The sequence below is a fragment of the Candidatus Nitronauta litoralis genome (assembly GCA_015698285.1).
Lineage (GTDB): Bacteria > Nitrospinota > Nitrospinia > Nitrospinales > Nitrospinaceae > Nitronauta > Nitronauta litoralis.
The window spans coordinates 2,822,245-2,848,889 of sequence record CP048685.1 but is presented as its reverse complement, the minus strand read 5'-3'; the positions used below and the strand labels follow the sequence as shown (position 1 = coordinate 2,848,889).

The 26,645-nt window shown below is 47.1% G+C and carries 25 protein-coding genes; 7 read left to right on the top strand and 18 right to left on the bottom strand.

What is annotated here, in order from left to right:
* Positions 1 to 174 precede the first annotated feature (174 nt).
* On the top strand, positions 175 to 552 hold the full coding sequence (locus tag G3M70_12960; GenBank protein ID QPJ62735.1) for a holo-ACP synthase: 378 nt from the start codon (positions 175 to 177) through the stop codon (positions 550 to 552).
* A gap of 67 nt (positions 553 to 619) precedes the next feature.
* On the top strand, positions 620 to 1,540 hold the full coding sequence (locus G3M70_12955; GenBank protein ID QPJ62734.1) for a lysophospholipid acyltransferase family protein: 921 nt from the start codon (positions 620 to 622) through the stop codon (positions 1,538 to 1,540).
* Between the two features lie 66 nt (positions 1,541 to 1,606).
* On the opposite strand, the gene G3M70_12950 is transcribed toward G3M70_12955, so the two are convergent.
* The 13 genes from G3M70_12950 to G3M70_12890 all read right to left on the bottom strand — a co-directional run bounded on the left by G3M70_12950 (position 1,607) and on the right by G3M70_12890 (position 13,431).
* The gene (locus tag G3M70_12950) at positions 1,607 to 2,368 is read right to left on the bottom strand and encodes a FliA/WhiG family RNA polymerase sigma factor (GenBank protein QPJ62733.1); all 762 of its coding nucleotides are present in this window, start codon (positions 2,366 to 2,368) and stop codon (positions 1,607 to 1,609) included.
* Positions 2,369 to 2,382: 14 nt separating this feature from the next.
* Positions 2,383 to 2,634: a hypothetical protein gene (locus tag G3M70_12945; GenBank protein ID QPJ62732.1), complete on the bottom strand. Its 252-nt coding sequence runs from the start codon at positions 2,632 to 2,634 to the stop codon at positions 2,383 to 2,385.
* The gene (locus G3M70_12940) at positions 2,631 to 3,458 is read right to left on the bottom strand and encodes a MinD/ParA family protein (protein ID QPJ63810.1); all 828 of its coding nucleotides are present in this window, start codon (positions 3,456 to 3,458) and stop codon (positions 2,631 to 2,633) included. Before G3M70_12940 ends, G3M70_12945 begins: the two co-directional genes overlap by 4 nt.
* Before the next feature lie 89 nt (positions 3,459 to 3,547).
* Positions 3,548 to 4,654 carry a flagellar biosynthesis protein FlhF gene (flhF, locus tag G3M70_12935; protein ID QPJ62731.1) on the bottom strand — a complete coding sequence of 369 codons (1,107 nt, stop codon included), beginning with the start codon at positions 4,652 to 4,654 and terminating at the stop codon, positions 3,548 to 3,550.
* A complete protein-coding gene (flhA, locus tag G3M70_12930) occupies positions 4,644 to 6,710 on the bottom strand; it encodes a flagellar biosynthesis protein FlhA (protein ID QPJ62730.1) in 2,067 nt (688 codons plus the stop codon). The genes flhF and flhA overlap by 11 nt, the downstream gene beginning before the upstream one ends.
* Positions 6,711 to 6,972: 262 nt before the next feature.
* The gene (flhB, locus tag G3M70_12925; protein QPJ62729.1) at positions 6,973 to 8,055 is read right to left on the bottom strand and encodes a flagellar biosynthesis protein FlhB; all 1,083 of its coding nucleotides are present in this window, start codon (positions 8,053 to 8,055) and stop codon (positions 6,973 to 6,975) included.
* A gap of 28 nt (positions 8,056 to 8,083) precedes the next feature.
* Complete coding sequence (fliR, locus tag G3M70_12920; GenBank protein ID QPJ62728.1) at positions 8,084 to 8,860, bottom strand: flagellar biosynthetic protein FliR; 777 nt, start codon at positions 8,858 to 8,860, stop codon at positions 8,084 to 8,086.
* Positions 8,860 to 9,129: a flagellar biosynthesis protein FliQ gene (fliQ, locus tag G3M70_12915; protein QPJ62727.1), complete on the bottom strand. Its 270-nt coding sequence runs from the start codon at positions 9,127 to 9,129 to the stop codon at positions 8,860 to 8,862. Before fliQ ends, fliR begins: the two co-directional genes overlap by 1 nt.
* Positions 9,130 to 9,137: 8 nt before the next feature.
* Positions 9,138 to 9,893: a flagellar type III secretion system pore protein FliP gene (gene fliP / locus G3M70_12910; GenBank protein ID QPJ62726.1), complete on the bottom strand. Its 756-nt coding sequence runs from the start codon at positions 9,891 to 9,893 to the stop codon at positions 9,138 to 9,140.
* Positions 9,890 to 11,182, bottom strand: a complete 1,293-nt coding sequence (locus G3M70_12905; GenBank protein QPJ62725.1) for a FliO/MopB family protein — start codon at positions 11,180 to 11,182, stop codon at positions 9,890 to 9,892. The genes fliP and G3M70_12905 overlap by 4 nt, the downstream gene beginning before the upstream one ends.
* A 265-nt stretch (positions 11,183 to 11,447) precedes the next feature.
* On the bottom strand, positions 11,448 to 11,822 hold the full coding sequence (gene fliN / locus G3M70_12900; protein QPJ63809.1) for a flagellar motor switch protein FliN: 375 nt from the start codon (positions 11,820 to 11,822) through the stop codon (positions 11,448 to 11,450).
* A gap of 12 nt (positions 11,823 to 11,834) precedes the next feature.
* Positions 11,835 to 12,815, bottom strand: a complete 981-nt coding sequence (gene fliM / locus G3M70_12895; GenBank protein ID QPJ62724.1) for a flagellar motor switch protein FliM — start codon at positions 12,813 to 12,815, stop codon at positions 11,835 to 11,837.
* A gap of 46 nt (positions 12,816 to 12,861) precedes the next feature.
* Entirely contained in the window at positions 12,862 to 13,431 is a 570-nt protein-coding gene (locus G3M70_12890; protein QPJ62723.1) for a hypothetical protein, read from the bottom strand.
* 576 nt (positions 13,432 to 14,007) lie between these two features.
* Between G3M70_12890 and G3M70_12885 the strand changes: the two genes are divergently transcribed.
* The 5 genes from G3M70_12885 (at position 14,008) to G3M70_12865 (ending at position 18,549) form a co-directional block, all read left to right on the top strand.
* On the top strand, positions 14,008 to 15,294 hold the full coding sequence (locus tag G3M70_12885) for an ammonium transporter (protein QPJ62722.1): 1,287 nt from the start codon (positions 14,008 to 14,010) through the stop codon (positions 15,292 to 15,294).
* A 222-nt stretch (positions 15,295 to 15,516) separates the two neighbouring features.
* On the top strand, positions 15,517 to 16,689 hold the full coding sequence (locus G3M70_12880) for a porin (protein QPJ62721.1): 1,173 nt from the start codon (positions 15,517 to 15,519) through the stop codon (positions 16,687 to 16,689).
* A gap of 196 nt (positions 16,690 to 16,885) precedes the next feature.
* On the top strand, positions 16,886 to 17,221 hold the full coding sequence (locus G3M70_12875) for a hypothetical protein (protein ID QPJ62720.1): 336 nt from the start codon (positions 16,886 to 16,888) through the stop codon (positions 17,219 to 17,221).
* Complete coding sequence (ltaE, locus tag G3M70_12870) at positions 17,208 to 18,251, top strand: low-specificity L-threonine aldolase (GenBank protein ID QPJ62719.1); 1,044 nt, start codon at positions 17,208 to 17,210, stop codon at positions 18,249 to 18,251. Before G3M70_12875 ends, ltaE begins: the two co-directional genes overlap by 14 nt.
* A 76-nt stretch (positions 18,252 to 18,327) precedes the next feature.
* On the top strand, positions 18,328 to 18,549 hold the full coding sequence (locus G3M70_12865) for a DNA-directed RNA polymerase subunit omega (GenBank protein QPJ62718.1): 222 nt from the start codon (positions 18,328 to 18,330) through the stop codon (positions 18,547 to 18,549).
* A 267-nt stretch (positions 18,550 to 18,816) separates the two neighbouring features.
* On the opposite strand, the gene G3M70_12860 is transcribed toward G3M70_12865, so the two are convergent.
* The 5 genes from G3M70_12860 to hisD all read right to left on the bottom strand — a co-directional run bounded on the left by G3M70_12860 (position 18,817) and on the right by hisD (position 26,635).
* Positions 18,817 to 20,550 carry a c-type cytochrome gene (locus G3M70_12860; GenBank protein QPJ62717.1) on the bottom strand — a complete coding sequence of 578 codons (1,734 nt, stop codon included), beginning with the start codon at positions 20,548 to 20,550 and terminating at the stop codon, positions 18,817 to 18,819.
* Between the two features lie 51 nt (positions 20,551 to 20,601).
* Positions 20,602 to 21,615, bottom strand: coding sequence for a cytochrome c (locus G3M70_12855; protein ID QPJ62716.1), 1,014 nt, complete (start codon positions 21,613 to 21,615; stop codon positions 20,602 to 20,604).
* Positions 21,616 to 21,629: 14 nt separating this feature from the next.
* Complete coding sequence (locus tag G3M70_12850) at positions 21,630 to 22,985, bottom strand: cytochrome C (GenBank protein ID QPJ62715.1); 1,356 nt, start codon at positions 22,983 to 22,985, stop codon at positions 21,630 to 21,632.
* 47 nt (positions 22,986 to 23,032) lie between these two features.
* Positions 23,033 to 25,018, bottom strand: coding sequence for a cytochrome ubiquinol oxidase subunit I (locus G3M70_12845; protein QPJ62714.1), 1,986 nt, complete (start codon positions 25,016 to 25,018; stop codon positions 23,033 to 23,035).
* 321 nt (positions 25,019 to 25,339) lie between these two features.
* Positions 25,340 to 26,635 carry a histidinol dehydrogenase gene (gene hisD / locus G3M70_12840; protein ID QPJ62713.1) on the bottom strand — a complete coding sequence of 432 codons (1,296 nt, stop codon included), beginning with the start codon at positions 26,633 to 26,635 and terminating at the stop codon, positions 25,340 to 25,342.
* Between the last annotated feature and the right edge of the window lie 10 nt (positions 26,636 to 26,645).

The following is a 26,645-nucleotide window of genomic DNA, read 5'->3' as shown; positions in this document are numbered from 1 at the left end:
GGTATCATTTACCCTTATCAAGCCGTTCCAACTGTCCTATAATATTTTCTGCAGGTCATCATTTGTTTTATTGTCATGTTGAGAGTAATTTTTTCCCAAATCGTTCAAGGGCTTCCTGCCTTTACGTTGAATGAAAAGTAATAACCTTATTCAGGAATCTTTAATTAATTAGTCATGATTTTTGGAACCGGCCTGGACATCATCGAAATCAAACGGATCAAAAGTTCTATTGGTCGTTTTTCAGGTAAATTTGAAGAACGCATCTTCACTGCCGATGAAATAGCTTATTGCCGGGCACGCTCAAACCCTTTCCCTCATTTTGCAGGCCGGTTTGCTGCGAAAGAAGCGGTAATGAAATCCCTTGGCACGGGCATGGCCGAAGGCATTCGATGGAAAGACATGGAAGTTCTTAGCCTTGAAAGTGGCAAACCTGAATTAAAACTGACCGGAAAAAGTAAAGATTTGGCGGATTCGAAAAATATTAAACACATCCACATTTCAATTTCCCACGACCGCATCTATGCGGTCGCACACGCCATTGCCGAAAGTTGATTGAACTTTCCCGAATATCAAGACAAAGGCGACACATCACGATTCACATCTCATCATTAAGGAACTCTTGAAACCGTTACGTTACCTTTTTGAATATGGCGTCTTCCTGCTGGCTCGTTTTCTGGTCAAACCGTTCTCCGCAGATACTGTCTATAGTTTTGGAAAATATCTCGGCCTGCTTCTTTACCGTCTGGCAGGGAAACGAAAAAAAATAGCACGCATCAACCTTGACATTGCTTTTGGCAAAGAAAAAACTCCCTTTGAAAAAAATAAAATATTCAAGCAATGCCTGATCCAGCATTGTGTCTCATTAATCCAGTTCCTTTGGATGAGTCACGATCCGGAATATCGCACCAAACAATTGATAGAAGGAGAGCCGGAAGGGCTCGACGTTGTTCAGGAATGTGTGGACCGGGGAAAGGGAGTCCTCTTTTTAACAGCCCACTATGGAAATTGGGAAATCATGGGCGTTTATCACGGTCTTCGAGGAATTGGGAATCTGGTATCCATAGCGCGGAAACTGGATAATCCATGGCTGGAAAAGTTTGTATTGCGGTTGCGAACCATTTCAGGGAATCGAATCCTTTATCGCGATGAGAACCCAATCAAACTGGTTCGAGCCCTGAAAAACAATGAATGCCTTGCGGTGATGATGGATCAAAATGCCGGAGACTGGGGCACTTTTGTTGATTTCTTCAGCAAACCCGCCTCTACAGCTCGCGCCTTACCTCTGCTGAGCTATAAACATGGAACTCCAATCCTCCCCATGTTTTGCTTTCCTACAGGCAAAGGTAAATACCGAATCGTATACGGTCCGGAGTTGCGGTTAAAGAAAACAGGTGACAAGGACAACGATGTGGTGGCCTGGACCCAAAGCTGCCTGCAGCATCTGGAGTGGGTTATTCGGCAACAGCCAGAGCCATGGATGTGGATTCATCGAAGATGGAAATCACGTCCGGAGGGTGAACCCAGGGGGTCGGTTTATTGACCTGAGATGGTTATTCGGAAATACCGGAGATTCTTTTTAGGTTGGGATAACGAAGACTAAATGCGCTCAGCCTTCTTCTGCAATGAGGACGCGCAATTTGGTGCGCAGGCGGAATACCGCCTTGGAGTGGATCTGCGACACGCGGGATTCTGTTATGCTCAAAACTTCCCCGATTTCTTTCATAGTCAGTTCCTCATAATAATAAAGCGAAATCATGAGGCGCTCTTTTTCGGGGAGTGTATCGATAGCTTTGGCAATGATTTGCTTAAGCTCAGTAAGACGAAGCTGCATGTGGGGATCAGCATCGCTTTTTCCCGCCAGACAATCCAGAAGGCTCTGCTGCTCCCCGGAGTCTTTCGCAATTCCCAGATCGTCGAGGCTTAGCATTGGCATACTGCGTGTATCGTTGAGCGTGGTAAAAAAATCATCCAGACTTACACCCAGCTCTTCAGCAAGCTCTTCGTCTTCCGGCGGACGCCCCAGTTGCCCCTGCAATCTCCGTGACGCCTGATCGACTTCCGATGCTTTTTGCCTGACAGAACGAGGGACCCAGTCGAGAGATCTTAACTCATCGAGAATCGACCCTCGAACACGAAACTCAGCATAAGTTTTAAATTTCGCGCCACGGCTGGGATCGTATTTTTCAATAGCATCAATCAGCCCCAGCACACCAACACTGATAAGGTCATCCACTTCAATATGCGGGGGTAGACGCAATGCGATCCGGTTCGCAACATATTTAATCATTGGCGCATACTCACGAACAATCTCGTCAGTATTACCTTTCGAGATTTCGATCTCCTGAGTTGCACCCGATTTTTGCGCCATAGGAACCTAAGCCTCTAAGCCGTTTCATCCAGATGGGCCCCTTTGGCCTCATCTTCTTCAGTCGTATTTGCAGATGAAAAATCCACATTCCTTTGCAATATTTTTCCCACGCAAAACGCCAGCAAACCAAACAAAGCCAAAGCTTCAATCCCCCGAATCAGAGCCACCAGAACGCGAGCTCCCATCGCCCAACTTCCAAGCGTCATAATGGTAAATGCCAACGTACCAAAACAAACGGAGATTTTAGTCAACTGTTCGTTTGTCATTGCGTTTGAAACACCGATTTCCACATAAATACCCGATCACCATTTTCAGGAATTATGGATTGTTCTTCAATAATCTTGTCACTCAGGTCATTGATACAAAGGCTCGCCTTAGCGTAAGGGTAAAGCTCAAGAAACGCCTGTTGCCTTCTCACAGCTTTTGGCACATTTGGGTCTTGAACAACGTAACCAAAATACTCCAAGGTAACATGCGTGAGATACCGGTCTGCCACGGCAGAGAGCAGACGGTAAACATCCAGGGCCTCTTTTTCTGATTTAACCGAGTTGACCACCAACCGGAAATGTTTTTGCTGGTGTTTTTGATACAACACCTTCATTAATGCATACACATCGGTATGGGACGTCGGTTCGGTTGTGGCCACCAGCAGCGTTTCGTGTGCCGCGCTGCAAAAATAAGTCACGTTAGAGGAAATACCTGCTCCTGTATCAAAAAGGAGAAAATCGAAATCGACACTCAACCGGTCGAGCTCCTCCATCAGCATCATCTTCTGTGCATTATCGAGTGAAGTCAGTTCCTGCCAGCCGTTACTCGCTGGCAACACCTGAATCCCTTCGGGGCCCTCAACCAATACCTCTTCCAATTCACGTTTGCCCGACAGAACATCACCAATGCGATACTCAGGAGCCAACCCCAACAGAATATCGATGTTATTCAAACCGACATCGGCATCAAACACCAGCACCTTCTTTCCCTTTTTGGAAAGAGCATAAGCCAGGTTGGCCACGAGATTCGTTTTACCCACACCCCCTTTGCCACTGCTGACCGCAATAACTTTAGGAGATCCAGGGTTGTTTTGAAGGGACATCACCCGCCTCAAAGTACTGGCCTGACGGCCATTATTCTGTGATAAAGCTATAGATTTCGCCACTTTAACTCTTCCACTTTAAAGGTAAATTAATCAAAAATCAAACGAATTACCCGTCCTTTTGAAGCTGTCTCTATGTCCTCCGGTACCCGTTGCCCCGCTGTAAAATAGGAAAAAGGAAGCCGGTGCCTCACGGCAAAATTAAACAGATGCCCAAAAGTAACCCCTTCGTCAATTTTGGTGAACAGAACTCGATCGGGCTTTAAAATTGAAAACTGGGAGACTGTGTAATTGATCACCTCATCCTGGGCCGTCACATTGGTTACAAGATGTGTTTCCACATCACCCTCGGCAGAATGAAAAATAGCTGCAAGTTCCAAAGCATATTCGGTATCACGATGACTTTTACCCGTTGTATCCACCAGAATGAGCTCTTTGTCGCTGTGTTTCTGGACAGTCTTTCTAAAATCGAGGCGCCCCTGGGCGGATTCCACCGGCACATCCATCAACTCCCCATAAGCCTGCAGTTGTTCGACCGCCCCTACCCGGAATGTATCGAGAGATACTATGGCTACTTTTTTATTCTGGGCCAGTGCAAAATGGGCAGCGAGTTTGGCCACTGTTGTGGTTTTTCCAGAACCCGTTGGGCCTACCAAAGCCACGATTTTGGGTTTTCCTTTTTCCAGTTCTAATGGCCCGGGACACTTCAGCATTCCCCTCATCAAACGTCCCAATGTGGTCTTCTCTGATTCATCTTCCAAAATTCCGGACTGCCCTCGTTTCGAGTTGAGCAGAGTAAATAACCGAACCGCATACTCTTCATTCACCCCCTGGCGGATGAGGTGCCCAAACAAATCCATCTGCCCTGGTTTAAGTCCGGCGGATCGGGCTCGATCCGTTTTCGTCATCAGTGATTGAATCAGGGGTTGAATCTGATCCCAACCATTACTCTGAATATTCAAGGAAGATCCATCCGGATCCTGCACCAGAGGTTTGCTGGTTTTTTCGGGTTCTTTCACAGGTTCACGTTCAAGAGCCGCCGTGATTTCGACACAGGAGGAAACTTCACCGGCTTCTTCTTCGGGATGAAATTTAATTGAACGGGTGGATAGGATGAGAGCATCTTCACCCAACTCCTGTTTTACCCTTTCCAGAGCTTCTGCATAGTTGTCTGCGAGAAATTTTTTAACCAGCATTCAGGGTCACCACTCTTAGTGTTTTTATCGGCACCGACGGCATGATTTCGTTGTGAGACAGGATGACGAGATCGGGCATAAACCTCTCAGTCAATTTTCTGAGATATAAACGAACAATCGGCGATGCCAGTAAAATTGGAGATGTTTCAACCAGAGGTGTGATCGCTTCCACACCTTCCTTGATTTTCATGAGAATTTTTTCAGCCACAGTTGGCTCAAGGGCCAGGTAAGAGCTGACATCAGACTTTTGAACTGCACCTTCAATTAGCACTTCCACTTCCCTGTCCAGGGTCAGCACAGAAATAGACCCGTCTTTTGACACATACTGTTTCGTGATGGGTCGGGCCAGGGCCTGACGGACGTATTCAGTCAGGATGTCATGATCCTCGACTTTGCCACCGTAATCCGCCAGTGTTTCGAGAATCGTGCGCAGGTCACGAACAGAAATCTGCTCACGCAGAAGGTTCTGTAAAACTTTCTGCACTTTACCTAGAGGCATCACGTTTGGAATCAGCTCTTCTACAACTTTTGGGTTGGTCTCTTTAAATTTGTCAATGAGGGCCTGGGTTTCCTGCCGTCCCAGTAAATCTTCCGCATTACGCTTAATGGTTTCCTTGATATGAGTGGTGATGACCGTTGCCGGGTCCACCACGGTATAACCCGCCATCTGGGCCTCCTGCTTGGTAGCTGCGGTAACCCAAAGTGCGGGCAATCCAAACGTCGGCTCCTGGGTTTGAATACCATCGATATTTTTCTCGGTTCCGCCGGAACTCATCGCCATGAACCGACCCATCATAATCGACCCACGTGCCACTTCCACCCCTTTAATAAGGATGGCGTATTCACTCGACTTCAACTGGAGGTTATCGCGAATATGCAGGGGAGGCACAATGAAACCCATCTCCAGAGCAAACTGCCGACGCACCGATTTAATACGATCAAGCAGTTCTCCATTTCGTTCGGAATCGACCAGAGGAATTAATTCGTAACCGACCTCCAGCTCCATGATATCCAACGGAAGAATGGACTCCACTTTTTCTGGTATAGGAGCCTTGGCTTCCTCTTCCATTTTTCTCATTTCAATCAATTCACGCAGTTGCTTACCTTTGATCTGTCTGAAACTAAGGAATCCTGCAGCACCAGCCAGGATGAAAAACGGGATATGAGGAAGGCCCGGAACCAAACCGAACAGGAATAAAACCCCGGAGGCAATACTGAAAGCTGCCGGGTGGTTCATCAATTGGTCAATCAATTCATTGGGAAGATTTTTTTCGGACGTGGCCCGGGTGACCACGATGCCTGCGGCGGTCGAGATTATCAAAGCCGGAAGTTGAGTGACCAGACCGTCACCGATGGTGAGCAGGGTATAGACTTTTGCCGCTTCGGCCGCCCCCATGTCATTCTGCAATACACCGATAGCAAACCCACCAATGACGTTGATCAACGTGATCAGAATCCCCGCGATGGCATCACCACGTACGAACCGGATTGCACCATCCATGGATCCATAAAAATCAGCTTCACGCTCAAGTGACCGCCGCCGGTTGCGTGCGTCCTCTTCAGAAATAAGCCCTGCGTTAAGATCCGCATCAATACTCATCTGTTTTCCTGGGATTGCATCGAGAGTAAACCGGGCAGCTACTTCAGAAGTCCTCACTGAACCCTTGGTGATAACGATAAAATTGATCAGAACCAGAATGAGGAAAATGATGGCGCCGACAATGAAGTTGCCGCCAACAACAAACGAACCGAAAGACTGGATTACCTGCCCGGCTGCCTGTGAACCTTCATTCCCATGGAGGAGGATAATTCGGGTGGAAGCAACGTTCAAAGACAGCCGAAGCAGGGTGATCATCAGCAAAAGCGATGGGAAAACTGAAAACTCCAGAGGCGCCAGCATGAAAATCGACACCAGCAGAATAATCAGTGCAAACGTAAGGCTGAATGATAATAGAAGGTCGAGCAGAAACGGAGGAATCGGGATAACCATCACCACCAGAACCATGATGAGGCCAGCGCCAATTGCAATTTCCTGAAATTTTCCGACCACTCTCATGCTTTAACCTTTATATGATTCCCAAATTCACCAAAATTTTGACACCGGACCACGTCTTCATTACGAGAAAAAAAACACTGAAACTGCTTTTGAACAAAAGGTTTCCAGAGATTCGATTTCCAACTGGCCATCGGTTCAACTTACTTGTTGTGTATTCCCAAGCTAAACTGCAATCCCTATACCATCCCATTAATTATCAAATGGATAGGGCCAACTATTCTTCATGGGTTCCAGGCTCACCTTTGTCCATTTTTTCCAAAGATCACGGTTTGATTTCCTGCCCTGCAATGCCCTTCAGTTTATAAACATAGGCCAGTATTTCTGCCACGGCTCGATAAAGATGCGTTGGGATTATTTGTCCGATTTCAACAGATTTATAGAGTAAACGTGCCAACGGTTTATCCTCCACCAGCGGGACATCATTTTCTTTTGCAATTTCCCGGATTTTAAGTGCAATATCCCCCTGCCCTTTCGCCACAACCACAGGGGCTTCGTGCTTGTTCCGGTCGTATTTGATCGCAATGGAAAAGTGAGTCGGGTTGGTGACGACGACATCAGCTTCTGGAACCGCAGCCATCATGCGTTTACGCATCATCTCAAGCTGAACGGTACGAATTCTTTGCTTGATCTGTGGATTTCCCTCTGTATCTTTGCGCTCGTCTTTTACCTGCTGCTTAGTCATCCGCAGGTTTTCTGTATAGGTAAACTTCTGGAACGCGAAGTCGATGAGCGCAATCAGGATAATCATCAATAAAACTTTGATCATGATTTCGATCATGACTCTGCCAAGAAAAGCCAGGATCTGCCCCACACTTAAACCCATCATAGGAGGAATTTCAGCAAAGTGCCCTTTGATGGTAATGAAGGCTATCCAGGAGATTACGGCAATCTTGAAGATAGATTTAAACAGCTCCATCACAGAATTTTTGGAGAACAGCCTTTTAACGCCGGTAAGAGGGTTCAGCTTGTTAAACTTTGGTGTCAGCGGATGCGCTGATACTTTAAAGCCGCCCGTTTGAAAAAGATTCGCGACCACCCCACCAAGCATGATCGACAACAACACCGGGCTTAAAATAATCATTATATTTTTTGCAGTCCATCCCAGAAGGCCCTGCATTTCATTTACGGTAAGCTGAATGGTATGAACCTGACTGATCATGTTGTGCCAGGTTCCCATCATATGTTTTGTGCTGAATGATCCCGCCATGATGAAGGATAAGGTTGCCATCATCAGAATAAAAGCGGATGTCATTTCCCGACTGTGGGCAAAGTTACCTTTATCTTCTGCGTCGGTAAGACGCTTCGATGTCGGCTCCTCTGTTTTCTGGTCTTTGTCTTCTTCCATTCGATTTTCCTTTCAGTGGCAATAGACCCTAGAAAGACCTGAGCAATGCAGTCAACTCCACTGGCAGGTGCGATAACTCGTTTTGAATGATCATTCCGAAAAACGACATGGAAAATCCAATCATTAACAATCCTGCTCCGATTTGAAGGGGAAACCCTACGATAAAAACGTTCATCTGCGGGACAGTCCTGGCGACCAATCCCAAACCCACGCTGATAAAAAATAAAATGGCCATTATTGGAGAGGCAATTTTTATTCCGACAATAAAGGTATCGATAAAAAGTTTAACGACAATATTCATTGCAGTTCCTCCAAAATGAAATGCCTGAATATTGATCAATTGAAAACTTTCAACAACAGCCAGAATCGTGGTGTGGTGAGCGTTCACCGACAGGTAAATCAGAATTGCAAATATATTTTGGAACTGCGCGGTGATTGAAACCTGTGTCTCAGTTTGAGGATCAATTACGTTGACCACGCCGAAACCCATTTGAAAATCCACCATCGTCCCACCAATCTGAACGGCTGTAAAAATCAGGCGGGATGCAAATGCGATTGCAAGCCCGATCAAAAGCTCGATGGTCAAATACATGGTGAGCTCAAACATGCCCTTGGGCGCCTCGGGCAGCATGGGCTTCACCATTGGATAGACAGTCAGACTTAAAAGGAGGATAAAACCTATTTTTACAAGGACAGGAAACTGACGGCTCCCCAATATAGGGGCGAATAAAATAAAAGCAGCCACACGAAACAAGACGAACAGAAACGACTCAAAATCAGCGTAGTTGATATTGAGCAGTTCCATCACCCAATGTACGTCGGAAAGTCAGTCAGAATACGGGCGGTGAAGTTCAACATTAATCTCATCAACCAGGGGAAAAACAGGATCAATGCAAAAAACACGGCTAGAATTTTAGGGATAAAAGTGAGGGTCAGTTCCTGGATGGAAGTAACAGCCTGAAAGATGGATACCAGCAAACCCGTTACCAATCCGAAACCCAGCATGGGCGCCGACAATAGAAGTGTGGTCTTTATAGCCTCAAGGGAAAAGTCGATAATGAATTGTTCAGTCATGTGTTCACTCAGGTGATGCTTTTGACCAGGGAACCGACGGTGAGGTGCCAGCCATCGACCATGACAAACAGCATGAGTTTAAAGGGCAGTGAAATCAGAACAGGAGGCAGCATCATCATACCCATGGAAAGCAGGATACTGGCTACCACCATATCCAGAATCAAAAATGGTATGTAAATTAAAAATCCGATTTGGAACGCAGTCTTGAGCTCACTTATCACAAAAGCCGGTACGATCACATGCAACCCGACTTCTTCAAGAGTTGCTGGCGCTTCCTGTCCTGCCACTCGGAGAAACAGAGCCAGATCTTTTTCCCGCGTCTGCCTCAACATAAAGCTTTTGATGGGTTCCTGGGCAATGTCAAAAGCCTCGGTCTGGGAAATCTCTTCATTCAAGTAAGGCTGCAAAGCCTTTTGATTCACTTCGGTAAAAATCGGATTCATGACAAAAATCGTCAGAAACAAAGCCAGCCCGATTAATACCTGCGTGGGAGGAGTCTGCTGGGTCCCCATGGCCTGGCGTAAAAAAGAAAGGACGATCACAAAACGTGAGAATGATGTCATCATTACCAGAATGGACGGCGCCAGAGTCAAAATGGTGAGCAGGAATAGAACCTGCAGAGCACTGGACACTTGCTCTGGAGAATCTGCATCTTCCATCCCGACTTGCAGTGTCGGGACAGTCAGTGCCTGCGCCTCCACTATTGAACCGGCGAGTGTCGCTCCGACCATCGTCAGGAATATGATGAATCGAGTCAGCTTCATACGCCCACTTCTACTTTCCCGGAACGTTGCCGAATCATTCGTTTCAGGTCATTGACCGCCTGGTTGTTTCCCTCTCCAGACTTGGAAAACTGTTTAACGTATTTTGAGAATGCTTCTGCCGGAGCTTTGGAATCGGATGGGGATGCTTTTTTCCTACTGGTATAAATATCCGGCTTTTCGTCTCTAACTATTTTCTTTTTGGGCTGGCTATTCCTGGCTTGAGATTGCTTTTTAATAGGAGGCAGTTGATCATTTTGTCCCTTTGTGTCGTTATTGACCAGGCGTGCAACCTCATCCTCATCCTCTAACGAAGACAACAGAGTTATCTGTTCGTTTGCCACTCCAAGGATTAGGACCCTTCCTGCAACCTCCACCATCGCGATGCTTTTCTTAGGCCCAAGGAAACCAGTAGACAAAACGCGTATTGGTTTATCTGCCGTTCCAAACATACCTTGTTTGGCCACCAGCTTTTTAAATATATAAAACAAGAGAAACATGAGACCGACCACAAAAGCTAATGTCGTCAGCATTTTGAAACCCGATTCCCAAAGAGAATCTTCCGTTTCCGGTTTTTCACTTCCAGCCAGGAGTAATGGCTCACCAGATTGATCTTTAAGTTTTATTGGAGTGGATTTTTTCATGGCAGGTATTTTTGTTTCCTCAAATTCCCCAATAGCTTCTACATTACTGGAGCTCAAAGGCTCTGGTTTCTGAGCTGCCTTTTCTCCTACTCTTTTTATTTTTTTCACTATCGGTTCCTTAAGAACTGTTTCTGCTCGCTGCGGTTCCGGTTTTTCCTTCTGCACAGGTTTAAATGCAGAGGCACCCACTGCTCGCTTGATTAACCGATCCAGTTCTTCGTCATATGCTGAACCTGGATTCTTGATTCGAACCTGTAGACTTCTTCCTGATTTTTGAAAATTGAAGTGGTGTTTACTGAGCCCGTTTTCTTCAGCAAGAATGAAACGGACCCGCATCAAACGAGAATCGAATTGAGACACATACACCTGCGTCACAGGACCCTCTTCAATCGCGTAATGGCGCTTGGGTGGATCCACATAAGTAAGAGAAAAATCCAACTGCACGGACCGTTTGAAATATTGTGGAACCAACTTTTGACGAATCGGATTTTTAAAATCAAACCGAAGCAGAAGTTCATTCCCTTCGCGCGAAACATCTACATGATGCAGGGCGTTGTATTCGGTTAATGGGATATCCCGTGCCGGGCTGGCACTCGGTTGGACCATAATGCCTAATATAATGAAGAATAGCGGTATCCAATGTTTCATGGCGTTCAGTCTTTCCAGAGTCGGGTCATTCTTTGAGCGTCAAAAAATCAACCAACGCTCCTTCAACTCAGGGAAGTGCAAACGCCATACCGAAGTTGACTGAATTTATTTTTTAGGGAGAAACCGCTTTAAAAATGGAGGGATATTGCTTTATTGGCTTTTTTTATTTGGCAGTTTTCTTACAGAGGAGTTTTTGACAAATCCGGATTTTAATAAAAATCACATGGGGATGGTATGAGGTGCAAAGTTTCGCAACTACTCAGAATCATGTTAGAGACTGGACGCGTTCCATTGGAGACACAATATCGGTCAGACGCACACCAAACTTTTCATTGACGACTACTACTTCACCTCTTGCCACAAGTTTATGGTTCACTAGAACCTCAAGGGGTTCACCCACCAGCTTGGTGAGTTCAATCACGGATCCCTGCCCAAGCTGCAGCAGATCGTTGATGAGCATTCTGGAGCGACCCAGTTCAACGGTCACTGTTAAAGGAATGTCCAGGATAAGGTCAAGGTTTTGCACCTGTCCCTGATCGGATCCCGAGGTTGGCTGAACAGGCGGAATCTCTTCCTCCCCGACCGTATCCGTTGCATCTACGTCGTCAATATCCTGTAAAGAATCCAGGTCGTCGTCCATTTCAGCCATAACCTACCTTTGCCTTTCGAGTACTTGAGTGATTTTCAGTGCTTTTTGTCCACGCGACACACCGGGGAAACCTTTGAACTTGGGTATCTGCTGGATCTTGACCGATAAAGGATCCGAAACATCATTGCCTAGCATTACCGTGTCCCCTACTTTTAATCCCATCAACACATCCGGTGTTATTTCTGTGCTGCCCAGCTCAGCAACCATTTCAATCTGGGTCTGCATCAATTCTCCCCGAAGGCGATTGATCCAGACCTGATCCGCTTCCATCTGTTCACTCTGGAAATTGGCCTTAAGCTTGGGCATGATCGGCTCAACAGCCGCGTAGGGGATGCACACCGTGAGAGTTCCAGAAGAATTTTCCATTTCAATATCAAACACGACGACCAGAACCACATCTGTGGGGGGAACAATGGCGGCAAACTGGGGATTTACCTCTGAGCGAACATAAGTCGTTGTCACCGAGTGAACGGGCTTCCAGGCTTTTTCCCAATCCTCAAGAGCGGTCAGAATCACGTTTCGAGTCATTCGGATTTCAATAGCCGAAAAGTCCCGACCCACAATTTTCACTTCCGAGGTGCCGGTGCCCCCAAAAAAGTTATCCACCAGTGCGAACACCAGTTTACTTTCCACCACCATGAGACCAAATCCGCGCAACGGTTCCATGCGAAACACATGAAGACTGGAGGGAACGGGAAGCGATCTTAAAAACTCACCGAATTTTAGGGAGTCGGTGGACACCGTGCTGACATCTGCAGACTTCCTCATCAAACCGGAAAAGGAGTTCCGGAACAGACGCGAGAACATCTGGTTGATAATATCCAGAGTGGGCAGGCGGCCACGGATAATTTTTTCCTGGCTTGTGAGATCGTACGGGACAACACCACTGATCTCCTCCGGTTCATCCGTTTCAACCGGAACATCCCCGTCGCTCACTCCGCGCAACAGTGCGTCGACTTCTCCCTGTGACAGTACCTGACTCATCTTATCCCTATCAAAGTCCTCTTAAAGGTTTAGTATAATCCTGTCTTTACTGGATCACAAATTCAGTAAAGTAGATGTCTTTTACGTGTCCCACCAACAAAAAGCGATTCACCCGTGTTGTGATTTCGTCCTTCAATTTGAACTTACCCTGTACCGAATACACCTCTTCAAATGTCTTGCTGCTAAGTAAAACGAGGATAGAATCAACGATTTTTTCCGTATTATCATTATATTCGGGTCGGGTACCAGGATCATTCAACTCCAGAGTCATTGTGACTTTTAGAAACCGCTTCCCCTGACTCCCTGCGAGATTGACAATAAACGGCTCAAGGGGAACCATCACTCCAACCGGTTCCTGTTGTTTTGCAGCAGAACCAGTAGCTGTACCCTGTCCCGAGGTTTCCCCCTGACCTACCGCTGCCGACCCGTCTCCAGGAGTCTCAGCCGAAGTTTCTTCTTCAGCCTGCTGGAAAAAATTCATATAAGCAAAGTACCCGCCGCCACCCAGTGCCAAAACCAGAACAAGAATAATGACCATTTTTAAAGGGAACTTTCCCTTACCCCCCTCGGCCTCTCCTGCTTCCAGTTCAGCTAATATGTCCTGCTCTTCAGCCATTCCCGTTCCCCTGATGACGACAGTTTACTATTAGGAAAATATTGTTTTCAGGCCTTTTTCAGCTATATCATCAGAACGGCCTTTTATTTCAAAACCTTAAATGTTTTCTTCCTCTCAACTAAGAGCAAAGATGATGCCAATTTTGGCTGGAACAAAAACTATCATTTAAGTCCTTATTTAATAATAATTTAGCTGGCTTCTATTCCATTTTTAATACATTCATTTTTTCAAATATATTTAAAGATTGTCAATATTATGACGGACCTGAAGCTTATCGCCGATTATGCAGGGTCAGAACTCATTACTTTTTCTGGTTAAAAATTAAGCATTTCAAAAGTTCTCCTGCATGCTTTGGTAGCACACTTGGGGTTAAAAACTTTTCCAATATCGTAAGCCTGGATTGCGCCAAATAAGCAAGCCCTTTAAGTGCAAGGGTTTAAATAAATTTAACACCTCATATCCACATTTTCCCCTAATTGGTATAGGAATTGAAATCAATCTATCGAAGTTAACAATTGTCCAGCACCTAAGGTATTGGGTAACTCTGGTCAACTAAAAGGAAGAGGGAGACAATCCATGCTGCCGATATTTGTTCGTCTGGGAATCTTTACTTTACTATTTTGCATCGCCGCCCCCAGCGCGGTCGCTCAGGAAGAAGCCCAAATCAGTGGGGCAGATACCGCCTGGATTCTGATTTCCTCTGCTATGGTCATGCTGATGCTGCCAGGCCTCGCTCTTTTCTATGGAGGAATGGTAAGGCGTAAAAATGTGCTGAGTACCCTTATGCACAGTTTCGTTCCTCTTGGAGTAATCACCATCCAGTGGATATTGATCGGTTACTCTCTATGTTTTGGGGAGGATATCGGTAAATTTATCGGTGGTCTGGATAAAGCATTTTTTGCCGGGATCACAGAAAACACCCTCAATGGGTCCATACCTGATTACTTGTTCAGTATGTTCCAACTCATGTTTGCAATCATTACCGCAGCCCTCATCAGTGGCGGGCTTGCCGAAAGAATAAGCTTTAAGGCCTATGTCATTTTCATTTTTCTATGGTCGACCCTTGTGTACGACCCCATCTGTCATTGGGTATGGGGCGGTGGCTGGCTCGGTGAATTGGGCGCTCTGGATTTTGCCGGAGGGACCGTAGTTCACATCTCCTCGGGAACCGCCGGGCTTGCCGCCGCTCTGGTTTTAAAGAAAAGGCGGGGTTATCCAGGACCGATGATGATCCCCCACAACCTCCCCTTCGTATTATTGGGAGCAGGGCTCCTCTGGTTCGGATGGTTCGGCTTTAATGCAGGAAGTGCCCTGGCAGCAGACCAGAATGCAGCTCTGGCATTTGCCAATACCCAGGTTGCCACCGCAGCAGGGATGCTTGGCTGGTTGTTCATGGAATACATTAAGTCTGGCAAGGCAAGTGCCCTGGGAGCTGCATCAGGAATTGTTGCAGGACTGGTCGCCATCACCCCCGCAGCAGGATTCGTGACCCCTCAGTGGTCTATTGTTATCGGGCTTATAGCAGGAATGGTGTGCTACTACGCAGTCATTTTGAAAATGAAACTGGGCTACGACGATTCTCTCGATGTATTCGGAATCCACGGAGTCGGCGGGGCTTGGGGTGCTTTGGCAACCGGCCTGTTTGTCACCGTGGGTTCAACCACCGGTCTTCTGGATGGAAACCTGAATCAGGTCTTCATACAGATCATTGGGATAGCCGCTGCGGGGTCCTATTCTTTCATCGTTACTTATGGCTTGGTTTTTGCCCTTGAGAAAACCATTGGTTTTCGCGTCGATGAAGAGGAGGAGGAAATGGGGCTCGACACCACCCAACATGGGGAAGCCGGCTACAACATGGTTTAGTAAAAAACCAGAAACAAAAGCTTAACAAAACATGGACTTTTAACTACAAACAATTCAACCACTTAACATAAAAGCCCATAAATTCAATAACTTAACATCAACCACTTATTGACAAGCCCTTTAGTCGGCCTTAAACTTAAAAAATCCAAATAGTTAAGGAGGCTTTCCCCTCGTCCACCGGACGGCGGGAGAGAAATAAGCATCTTGTCGTGGGGGAGGACCATGAAATTTCATTTAAAAGTTATTGCTGTCCTGTTGCTCGGAGTTCTGGGAATAACCAGCCAGGCCCAGGCTGCGAACAAATTTAAAGTATTGGAAGATATTGAAATTCACGGATTCGCATCTTCTTCCTATACGTTTAATTTCAATTCATCCGTAACCGAAACCAGCTGTGGTACCGGGCCCACTTGTTTACGCATCTTTGATGTAGACGATAACAGTTTCAAGTTCGATGCCGGCGAGTTGGTATTTCTTAAAGATGCCAATGATAAAAATGACATTGGATTTCGTTTTGACCTGTCGTTTGGCTTCAGTCTGCCGGAAGTCGCCCAGCGCCCGGGAAGCTCTGCAACTGCCGCCCAACCCAGCACCAGTGCACCCTCTGCCCCTGTTGACGACGATTTTGATGTCCAGCAGGGCTTTGTAACCTGGAACGCTCCTGTTGGAAACGGACTTAAACTTGATTTCGGTAAGTTCATTACTCATGTAGGTGTTGAGGTTTTCGATGGTTACGATGGCTGGAATCAGAACTGGTCACGCGCCTTCACGTTCGGCCTCGCCATCCCGTTTACTCACACAGGTCTGCGCGCCTCCTACGATATCAATGACAAGTTTTCTGTCATGGGTGCGGTTTTCAACGGTTGGGGTGGTGGCGGTGTTTCGGATAATAACGACACCAAGTCCTTTGGCCTGCAACTGGCCTACGCTCCCATCGACTGGGTCGACTTTGTTGTGAACTACGTGGGTGGTGAAGAAACGGTAGCAGAAAATTCATGGCGGAACATTGTTGAGTTGATCACCAATATTCGCCCGTTGGATGATTTACTGTTTACCCTTAACTTTGTTTATGGTGACGAAGAAGGAACCTCGATTGCTCCTTTAGCGGGAGATTCCCAATGGTGGAGTTTTGTCGGGTATGCCCGCTATGATTTCAACGACTGGTTCTCCATGAATCTGCGTGGCGAACACTTGAATGACCAGGATGGATTCGCAACTGCGGTGGCAGGTCAGGAGCTTTGGGCACTCACCGTTACCCCGGAGTTCAGGGTCCACCAGAACATGGTGATTCGTCTGGAATACCGACATGATGAATCTAACCTCCTGACTTTCGATGATGAAAGAGTACCGGAGGATAGTCAGGACACGGTCGCGGTCAACGCACTGGTCCATTTTTAGTCAGAAACAGTTAAAATACCGATCAAATCCCGGGAGATTTTTCTCCCGGGATTTTTTTGTTGGACGGCACAGCTTTATTCCCTCCATCCAGAAGGATACAATGGAACATTAAAAGTTCCTGTTTGAAGCAGGTATCCTAACTGTTCTCCAATCCACGAATTTTTTGCTTCAATAAACCAAAAACGGTAGCCCTTTCATGCTGAGCCCGGATCAGAAACAAATTGTCACCTTGATGTTTTTAAACGGAATACTGTTTCTTAGCCTGAACGTCATCGCCCGATCTATCGTGTTTCCGGGTCCAAGGAAATCGAAAAGAATGGGCTACATTTTAATTTTGATCGCAGTGCTTTCCATGGCGTTCACCTGGGAATACAGGCTAATGACAGGAATGTCATTTTCGGTTACCTGGGCTCGCAATATTTTACTTGGGGGATTTGCCGTTCCTGTTTTTTTTATCTCTCTGGTTTACTACCGCATTATGAAGAATCGGGCGGAATCACAGAACAGGAGAAAACCTGATGCCATCGATTGACCTGAGAAGCGACACCGTTACCCAACCCACAGATGCCATGCGCGAAGCTATGGCCAAAGCTAATGTTGGGGATGATGTACTTGATGAGGACCCAACCGTTCACGAGTTGCAGGACCTGGCAGCAGATATGCTGGGAAAGGAAGCGGCGCTGTTTGTTCCCAGTGGGACCATGGGAAATCTGATCAGCGTACTCGCTCACTGCGGACGTGGAGATGAAATCCTTTTAGGTGACCGCAGTCATATTTTTCTAAACGAAGTCGGCGGTGTTGCGGCATTCGGCGGTGTTCACCCACGGACTCTGCCCAATGAGTCGGACGGAACTTTGCCTCTGGACTTAATTCGGCAATCTGTCCGTGCGCCTGACTTGCACTACCCTCCAACCCGGCTTCTCTGCCTCGAAAACACCCATAATTATTGTAACGGTTCACCTCTTTCCGGAGATTACATGAGGGAGGCCAAACTACTGGCTGAACAAACCGCATTAAATGTTCATCTGGATGGGGCTCGGTTATTCAACGCTGCTGTTGCGCTGGGTATTGATGTTAAGGACCTCACCTGCCATGTAGATTCTGTAGTGGTTTGTTTGTCCAAAGGATTGTCGGCTCCTGTGGGTTCACTTATGGCTGGGAACCACGATTTCATCGACTGTTCAAGAAAGCTCAGGAAAATGGCGGGGGGAGGCATGCGCCAGGCCGGTCATCTTGCAGCAGCCGGGCTGATTTCTTTAAAAGAACAGGTTCATCGTTTAGGCGAAGACCACCAGAATGCCAAAACCCTGGCTGAAGGAATTGCGGCAATAAAGGGCCTGGCCATCAATACGGATGAGGTAAAAACAAACATTATTTTCTTTAAAATGGAGAACACAGGTATCAGTCCTGGTAAGTTTGTGGGGCTTTTGAAAGAGAACGGTATCCTGATCCTTGAAATCGAACCCTTCGTCTTTCGTGCTGTGACTCATCGCCAAATAACCCCCGAATTGATTTCAAGGGCCCTGGATGTTATGCAAAGGGTGCTAAAAACGAACAAATAACATTCACCTGGTTTATTGACGTACAGGAAAAACAAGGCTAGAATCATTCTTTAACAATTTGCAAAAAAGGAAGCTCATGCAGGAAATTCTTGAACTGGAAAAGAAAGCACTGGACGTCGTCAAAAGCCGTTACCTCCTTTGTATTCTGGTATCCCAGAGGATTCACCAATTGGAAAAGGGTGCCCAGCCTGTCATTGAAGGTGACGATATTGAAATAGATTCTCCTAAACGGTATTACCAGTTGGCCCTCCGGGAAATATATGAGGGGAATATGGATTTGGAACAAATCAGCAATTAAGGTTTAAAATGCCAACATAAGTCAGGGACGTTCCTACCCTTTAAAATAATTAAAAGCCTGCCCAATCAGGGCGGGCTTTTTTTTGTCCACTCCGGCTCCCAATATTCAGGAATAGCGCCAACCCTTTTAAAAGTTGGAGGGCCTCCCTTTGCTTCACTGCTAAAACCCAAAACCTTGCGTGACTTTGGCAGTTAAATAAAAATAAAAAAAGGCCCACCTTTTCAGGTGGGCCTTTCTATATGCTATGACCTTTAAGGTCATTTCATTTTACTTCCAGGTGCCATCTTTAACCATATCTCTGGTTCGCTTGGTCATGCGAACAAGCCAGAGCTGAAAACCAAAGAAGGCAATTGCCATGATAGGTGGCATGTAGTTCAAAGATGCTGGCAATGCCGGCTCCAGAATGGTGTAAACCCAGGTGGAGATGGCCATATGCTCATCATGCTCTTTGTCAAAACCAGACCACTGCATGAAAGAAACCGGTACATAATTTGCTATCGGAAACTGAACATCAGTTTTGTTCGGGTTTTCAGTGGACAAAGAACGCTTGAACATAATTTTGACACGTCCTTGATGAAACTTGGATTGAACAATTTCAACCCCGCCCGGTGTTTCCTTGGGCTCAACCGCATCAAATCCATGGCCTACAAGTTCCTTCACACTGATGTCAAGATCGTAACCAGCGGGATTGGGAGCATTGGTAGGATTGTAATCCTTGGCCATGAAGTTGGCTTTCCAAATGTCTACAGGCTTCTTGGAATCACCATAGATGAAGTAGGGTTTTTCCGCTCCAAACAGATCTTCCAACTGACCAGGCCATTGCATGGCAACACCGTCAGGAAACTCAGGATCAGTTGAAAGGAAGCGGTCGTGATATTCAACCAGATAGTACACAGCCTGCTCTTCATCAGACCAGCGTGACATTACCCAAAGGTTATCAACTTTGGGGTCAAAATTACGCTCACCACGAGTGATCTGACCGCCCATCGCGATGTAATGCCAAAACTGGTCACCACCGTTATTGACGTATTCTTCAGATCGTTCGTAGCCTGGAAGACGATCATCATGCTCAGGAGCTTGCCACATGGGATCATCCATATTCGGAGCTACAGGACCTACCGTGTACTTTGATTTAATCAGGAAGTCAGTGACCGGCTTGTTTACCAACGGGTCAATATTCTTCCTGGGACAAAGCGAATTCACAAATGCAGCGAGTTGCCAGCGTTCTTCAGGAGTGATTTTTTCCCGGAAGTTCGGCATCGGAGTACCGTTGATTCCGGTTGAGATCGTCCTGACAACGTTAAAAGGATCAAAGGCATTCCGACGGCTTCCCCGGAAATTCCAGCACTGAGTCCAGTCAGCGGCAACAATCGGAAATCCCCAGTCATCTTTCATAGTGGGGTTACCATCACCGCGGCCTTCACCACCGTGACACTCAAAACACTTGTTTTTCTTAAACAGTTCCGCACCAGCAGAAATAGCTTCTTCAGGAACCCCGGTAAAATAAGGGCCAGTTACTCCCCACGGGTTTTCCCCATTTTTCTGCCCACCCCAGTCCATGACTTCCATATCTTCATCTTCATCCTTGAAGTCGCGATCCTGAACCAGTGACTTGACAAACTGAACAACTGCCTTGACGTCAGCATCGGAGAGAACCTCACCCCAAGCTGGCATAGCAGATCCGGGAAGTCCATTTTTCACTGTTCTTTCCAGATCTTCATCCCGAGGCAGCTGACCGGAGTCAGTCCAACGGATTTTAAATGTACCCTGGATAAAGTTACGTGGACGGGTGAACAACCGGTCCGCAGATGGACCGTCTCCTCCGCCCTCTACTCCATGGCACCAGACACACCTTTTAAAATAAACCTTTTTACCGTGTTCAAGCTTGTCTTCCTGAATTGGCTCCGGCACTCCTGCCAGTGCTACCGAAGGAAGCACCAGCATCATTGCCATTCCAAGAAAACCGAGAACAGGTTTGATTGATTTTTTGTTAATTGTCATGATTGCCTCTTTAGATCCCTATTTAAATTGGTAACAGAGTTAAAGTTAAGGTTAATGGCCGCCGCCACCTTCTCCACCAGAAGATGACTCTTCATCGAAGGTTCGCGGATGCCAGCCTGTGTACCAGTATTCAAACAGGACGACCTTCCAGATTTGTTCCGTTGTTAAATGTTCTTCCCATGGGGGCATTGCTGAAGACCAGGGGGTGGACTCATTCGGTAAACCAGGCCCACCTTTGGACACCCTCCAGAAGAGGAACGATTCACGAAGCATGGCGATGGTTCCCGGATCGACAAAGTTTGCCGGAGTCGGGTTGAATACGTGGGAGAACATACCCAGACCATTCAACTGGTCACCATGACAATAATGACAATTTTGGAAGAAGACAGTTCCACCCTCAGTTACATACTTCATGTACTCGACAGATTCTGCATCGAGGAAGGGAAACTTACCCTCTACCGGAAGGTGAGTTCCACCCTCATAGTAGTTATCCTGCTCATCCACCCGATAAGGATTTTGCAATCCTTCCAGAGTGTATGTCTTTCCATGAACCTTGGTCGTAGCTGGAGGCGCAGGATGCACAGTACGCAACTCCACCGGCTCTGGATATGTGGGATAAATAAACTTGTAGGTACCCATACCAACCAGCACCGGGAGCGCAGCAAACACGATATAACGGGCAATTTTAAATTCACCTGTAATCGTTTTCACAATTGGTTCCCTGAATTCCGCAAATGTTTTGGAATCCTGCGAAATATAAAGGAAGGTACCAATGGTCCACAGCATCATGTAAGTGATGAACAGGGTCCACGGAACGTGTGGGTACAGAATTTGATCATAAAAGTAAAAACCCAGTCCCCAGACATACGCCGCTTTCATAGTCATCACGGGAGAAAGCCTGAGAATCAGGTTCACTGCAATTATCGATAGCACCAGAACTATAAAGAAGGCGTACCGATTGAAAATCATGGTGGGCTCCTTGGGAAGGAACATCGGCTTTACCCCAAAATGCAAGGCAAGCGCCACACCTAATGTAACAATAAGACTTAAAAAGGTTTTGTTCATTTTGTCCTTCTCCTTTAACCTTCGGAGCCTGCTTCAGTATTACTAATGAAATCAACTAGTTTATTTAACGCATTTACAGACAGTTTACTACCAAAGTCCTGCGGCATAACACCATCAGGATAAGGCTCACCCTCTTCCTCGTTCATAACAATGTACACACTTGGATTGAGGATAGATTCCTGAACATATTCCTTGGTAGTTTTTGCAGTACCTTCATAGCGCGCGTCTTTCATGCGACTTGGAGCGTTAGTTTTTTCATGCAGCTTCGGACCCAGCGCCCCAACCGCACCCTCAACTCCAGGAATGGTGTGGCACAGCGGACAACCAAGGATATTGATTATCTCCTCGGGAGTTTCATCACCCGTCACAAACAACGGAGCTTCTCCGCCATCATCCGCCGGAGCTTCTTCTGCGGCAGCGTCATCACCAGAGGGTAGAGGAACCGTTACCTTGGCAAATTCACCCGGGGTGTCTTTCGACTGCAACCAGGCAATTACCGCATTCAATTCAACCGGACTCAGACTGATCGGCGGCTTATGGATCAGAGGCATAGGACTGATCGTATCACCCTCTTTACCATACCCTTCAACCACGTAACATGAAGGACACATCAGGGATTCACGAAGATAATCTTCCCCATTAAAGTCCGGGGATCCACCTCGTCTGTATTCCTCAGGAACCTCTTCAGCCTTACCTTTAACTATCCCGGAACCACCATCTTTAACTCCGACCGCAATAGGACTATTTAAATAACGGTCCTCTTTAATCCGAGTATGACTACGCTCCTCAACACCGAACAAGTTGGGACAACGACCGATGTTATCACCTGGATCAAATGTATGGCACAAGGGACACTGCCCCTTACCAATTGATTTCTGACCAGCGACCTGTTTCGCACTAAAAACAATAACGCGCCCCATATCGACAAAGTCTTCCATTGTGATATCCCCGGTGATCACAGCACCCCCCTTGGGAGGGGGGTCTGAACGCTGCTGCGGAAGCCAGTTGGTATAACCAGCCAAAAGGATAGAAATGGTTGAATAGAAAAATGCCGCCCTGACAATCGGAGGTGACTGATCCTCAACATCATTTCCCTTGAAGAACAGCCCCCAAGCCAGCAGGAGAAAAAACACCGTCAAAACCTGCCACCTGATGTAACCCAATTGCTCCTGCTGATTCAGGTCGAACATGTGATTAGTTTGATACAAACTCAGAAGAATAAAGGCACCAAAAATGATACCCCATTTCTGAGCGTTCACCCCCGGGCGAGCCCGGCAGTTTTGGATTACGTTAATAAAAACGTAAACCGAGAACAATGTGAACATAATAGTCACAAATGTCCACAAGATATCCTGTTGCTCTGGAAGCATTCCTAATCTCCTCTCTTAAGCCAAAATGCTAATGGATCAGTTAGTCCTTACTGCTGCTGCTGAGCTGGCACAGGAACTCCTTGAGGAGCCGCGCTCTCAACTTTCTTCTTACCGGTCAGACTACCGACCCAGAAGACGATTACAAACTGCACCCAAACAAACAGGGCATTAAAGGTCAAAATCTTGCCCGCCTCACCAATGGTCAGGGTGTAAGCATCTGGCGAGTTGTCGCGCAACACTTCAGTAACATGCCAGAAAAGACGGACGGCAGAACGGATATACCCCATGAGACCCATCAACCAGGTGAAGGAAATCGCCAGCAAAAAGATGGCGTATGTCGCAACACGGGATTGAGTTCCCCATTCAATATCACCATAAGACTCAGAGTCTTTAAACATAGAGATATTGATCGCTGTACCAGCGAACAGGGTGGTAAGGGTAGTAGTCACCTGCGGTACTGACAAACCAACACGTTGGTTAGCCGGCAGAAAGTAACCATAAACCCCGAGATAAACAATGTTACAGGCAGCACCCACGAAAATCGCACCAAGCCAGCAGTTACCAATGGTAGCCCACTTGACCGTGATTTTCTTGTTTGCCCGTTGATACAACAGAAAGCAGAAGATCGTGGTTGTGATCATGAGATTAACAGCCGTATTTTTGGCCGACATAACCCCAAAGTGACCAACAACAGGATGCTGAGCACCCCCCATCTCTTTCAATTCAGCAGGGGTCATTACGATAGTATGAGGCGTCATCCAGGCCGTAAAACATACGATCAGGACAAGAACCATATACTTACAATACTTCATGTAACGGTGCGAACCGCGCACCCTCGCCATCGAGTTATGCAGATACGAATTCGCCCCGAAGAAGAGCAACCCGATCATAACCGCCTGGATAATGAAGAGCCAGGCCATGATTCCACCCATCAGGGTAATACCCATTTGCTGACGGAACGCGTACACCTCTTTCATCAGCCAGTAACCAGCAAACGGAAGAGGAATCAAACCAAAAATCGCGATAAACATCGCGATATAACAAACCCAGTCGTAATGCGCTTTTTCTTCCGGTGTTTTTGCGGTCAGATAATGGTAAGCCGCATAGGCACCAACAATACCACCACCAAACACGATATTACCCAGGATGCGATGCACCCCTACCGGGTTCCAGAGGGTGGAGTGAATAACATGCCAGATGTTACCCAGAAAACGACCCTGCTCATCGATTCCACCCGGCGCCTGCATAAAGGTCGCCCAGGAATTCGCCAGATACATCAGAACGGTACCAATCAGGTTCAAGAGAACCGACAGCGAACAATGAATCCACTTCAGGAACGGGTCATGCTTCATTTTTTCCCAGCCATAGTAGTAAACATAAAGAACACCACTTTCAGCCAGGAACATGAGAGCATAAACGTGCATTACAGGACGGAAGATTCCGGCCATATACTTGAAGAACCCGGGGAACAGAGTAATAAAGGTAAACAGCAACACACCACCCAGGATCGCAGTCCAGGAGTATGCCGTCAGAGAAACCTTCATTAGATCCTGCGCCAACCGATCATACTTTTCAGACAGCACGGGGTCACTTTCACGAGTCCGGATTCCGATAAACTCGATCAACATACAGAAGATCGGAACCGCCAGCACGAAACTACCAAAGTAGAGATGCTGCTGATTGGCAATCCACAGCAGAATCCGGCTCGGCGCGAAATCGTAATTATTGTAATCATTCGGACCCAAATCCGGAGCTGGGGCACCGCTGACCGGACCTTTCAGAGGATTACCCTCCCAGTCCTTATAGAAAACGTCCTGGCTCCATTCGATAGCCGGCTCGCCTTCTCCTTCGCCCTCAGCCCCCTCCTCTGCCAGAACCTCCTTCGCGAACGCCTGCTCAGCGAAAGCCTGTTCTGCAAAGACCTCCTTGGCACTCGCAACATCCGCCATCAGACCATTGACTGCAAATGCAGCCAGGGCCAAAAACATAGCGAAAGGCAGCGCCCGGAGTTTGTTCATTTTCGTACTAACCATTGTCTGACCTCCTTAAAGGTAAGATCTTTAAAATCCTAGTGTTTGAACAGTTTTTATTCAAAATTTTGCAAACACCCACTCAAATAAAGGCAATTTATACTTACTCAAAACCACCCCGCAGGGAGCACAACCATAGCCCACCCTTCTGCGTACCCCCCAGAAAAACAGGCCACATAGCCGCTAACGAGTTGATTTCACAAGTCTTTTTAAACGCAAGGGGTTACCCCTCACTCAGGCCTTACAAGCCCAATCCGCCGATATTTATCATGCCTCCTGAATCATGTCAAGAAATTTTCCAAACCATGGCTTTAAAACGTCTTTTCAGGATTTTTCACCCTCAAGGCGTAGCGATACAGCACGGGCATGGGCATCCAGCTTTTCCATATTCGCCAGGATCTGACAGGCAGCCCCCAAATCTGAAAGGGACTTTTCAGTACACTCAATCAAACTTGTTTTCTTGACGAAGTCGTAAACTCCCAGTGGTGACGAAAATCTCGCCGTACCGCTGGTTGGGAGCACGTGATTAGGACCGGCAAGATAGTCCCCAATCGCCTCGGGGGTGAAATGGCCCAAAAAAATAGCGCCCGCATTATGAATTCTGGGCAACAACCCCCTTGGGTCTTTCACGGCAAGCTCCAGGTGCTCTGCTGCAATCCGGTTAGCAATATCCACTGCCTGATCAAGGGATTCCGTCACAAGGAGTATACATTTAGTAGCCAACGACTGTTCAACGATATCCTTGCGTTTCAATTGCTTCTTTTGAACCTCCAGCTCCTTCAAAACAGCATGGGCCAATTCTTCACAAGTCGTGACCAGCAAGGGGACAGCCTCCTCATCATGTTCCGCCTGGGACAGCAGATCCGCCGCGACAAAGCCAGGACGGGCACTTTCATCAGCCAAAACCAGGATTTCGCTGGGCCCGGCAATCATATCGATGTCGACTCTCCCAAACACCATCCGCTTGGCAAGTGCCACATAAATGTTTCCAGGCCCTACAATCTTATCAACCTGCGGCACTGTCCGGGTCCCAAAAGCCATTGCCGCAACGGCCTGGGCGCCTCCTATTTTAAATATTCGGTCTACCCCAGCCAGATCCGCCGCTACAAGCGAATGTGGGCTGGATTGCCCATCTGGCGTAGGGGAACACATAACCAGAGTCCCCACCCCTGCAACCCGGGCTGGAATCGCGTTCATTAATACGGAAGAGGGATAGGCGGCCTTTCCACCAGGCACATAAAGCCCCGCTACAGCCAGAGGCCGTATCATTTGCCCCAACCCCGTCTCCCCGTCCTGATAGTCCCAGGAATCCTGTTTCTGCTTTTCGTGGAATTCCCTCACTCGATTGGCTGCCAGCTTAAGAGCATCCAACTCTTCAGGCTTTACCAGCTTATAGGCCTGTTCGACTTCTTCCCGCTCGACTTCAAGCTCATCTATTGCAAAGGATGCCCGATCAAACTGGTTGGTATAACGAAGGAGAGCCGCGTCGCCTTCATGCTGGACTGCGGTGATGATTTCGCGAACCACTTTGTCTTGTACACCAAAATCGACTTCGCAACGATTCACCAGTTGTTCTATGGTTTCATTAAAATCAGGATCAGAGTATTTCAGTATTTTCATCTTGTGTTTT

What these genes read in the sequence shown, in the direction of transcription:
- G3M70_12960 (QPJ62735.1), top strand. Translation starts at nt 175, where the DNA reads ATGATTTTTGGAACCGGCCTGGACATCATCGAAATCAAACGGATCAAA.
- G3M70_12950 (QPJ62733.1), bottom strand. Translation starts at nt 2,368, where the DNA reads ATGGCGCAAAAATCGGGTGCAACTCAGGAGATCGAAATCTCGAAAGGT.
- G3M70_12945 (QPJ62732.1), bottom strand. Translation starts at nt 2,634, where the DNA reads ATGACAAACGAACAGTTGACTAAAATCTCCGTTTGTTTTGGTACGTTG.
- G3M70_12940 (QPJ63810.1), bottom strand. Translation starts at nt 3,458, where the DNA reads ATGTCCCTTCAAAACAACCCTGGATCTCCTAAAGTTATTGCGGTCAGC.
- flhF (QPJ62731.1), bottom strand. Translation starts at nt 4,654, where the DNA reads ATGCTGGTTAAAAAATTTCTCGCAGACAACTATGCAGAAGCTCTGGAA.
- flhA (QPJ62730.1), bottom strand. Translation starts at nt 6,710, where the DNA reads ATGAGAGTGGTCGGAAAATTTCAGGAAATTGCAATTGGCGCTGGCCTC.
- flhB (QPJ62729.1), bottom strand. Translation starts at nt 8,055, where the DNA reads ATGGAAGAAGACAAAGACCAGAAAACAGAGGAGCCGACATCGAAGCGT.
- fliR (QPJ62728.1), bottom strand. Translation starts at nt 8,860, where the DNA reads ATGGAACTGCTCAATATCAACTACGCTGATTTTGAGTCGTTTCTGTTC.
- fliQ (QPJ62727.1), bottom strand. Translation starts at nt 9,129, where the DNA reads ATGACTGAACAATTCATTATCGACTTTTCCCTTGAGGCTATAAAGACC.
- fliP (QPJ62726.1), bottom strand. Translation starts at nt 9,893, where the DNA reads ATGAAGCTGACTCGATTCATCATATTCCTGACGATGGTCGGAGCGACA.
- G3M70_12905 (QPJ62725.1), bottom strand. Translation starts at nt 11,182, where the DNA reads ATGAAACATTGGATACCGCTATTCTTCATTATATTAGGCATTATGGTC.
- fliN (QPJ63809.1), bottom strand. Translation starts at nt 11,822, where the DNA reads ATGGACGACGACCTGGATTCTTTACAGGATATTGACGACGTAGATGCA.
- fliM (QPJ62724.1), bottom strand. Translation starts at nt 12,815, where the DNA reads ATGAGTCAGGTACTGTCACAGGGAGAAGTCGACGCACTGTTGCGCGGA.
- G3M70_12890 (QPJ62723.1), bottom strand. Translation starts at nt 13,431, where the DNA reads ATGGCTGAAGAGCAGGACATATTAGCTGAACTGGAAGCAGGAGAGGCC.
- G3M70_12885 (QPJ62722.1), top strand. Translation starts at nt 14,008, where the DNA reads ATGCTGCCGATATTTGTTCGTCTGGGAATCTTTACTTTACTATTTTGC.
- G3M70_12880 (QPJ62721.1), top strand. Translation starts at nt 15,517, where the DNA reads ATGAAATTTCATTTAAAAGTTATTGCTGTCCTGTTGCTCGGAGTTCTG.
- G3M70_12875 (QPJ62720.1), top strand. Translation starts at nt 16,886, where the DNA reads ATGCTGAGCCCGGATCAGAAACAAATTGTCACCTTGATGTTTTTAAAC.
- ltaE (QPJ62719.1), top strand. Translation starts at nt 17,208, where the DNA reads ATGCCATCGATTGACCTGAGAAGCGACACCGTTACCCAACCCACAGAT.
- G3M70_12865 (QPJ62718.1), top strand. Translation starts at nt 18,328, where the DNA reads ATGCAGGAAATTCTTGAACTGGAAAAGAAAGCACTGGACGTCGTCAAA.
- G3M70_12860 (QPJ62717.1), bottom strand. Translation starts at nt 20,550, where the DNA reads ATGACAATTAACAAAAAATCAATCAAACCTGTTCTCGGTTTTCTTGGA.
- G3M70_12855 (QPJ62716.1), bottom strand. Translation starts at nt 21,615, where the DNA reads ATGAACAAAACCTTTTTAAGTCTTATTGTTACATTAGGTGTGGCGCTT.
- G3M70_12850 (QPJ62715.1), bottom strand. Translation starts at nt 22,985, where the DNA reads ATGCTTCCAGAGCAACAGGATATCTTGTGGACATTTGTGACTATTATG.
- G3M70_12845 (QPJ62714.1), bottom strand. Translation starts at nt 25,018, where the DNA reads ATGGTTAGTACGAAAATGAACAAACTCCGGGCGCTGCCTTTCGCTATG.
- hisD (QPJ62713.1), bottom strand. Translation starts at nt 26,635, where the DNA reads ATGAAAATACTGAAATACTCTGATCCTGATTTTAATGAAACCATAGAA.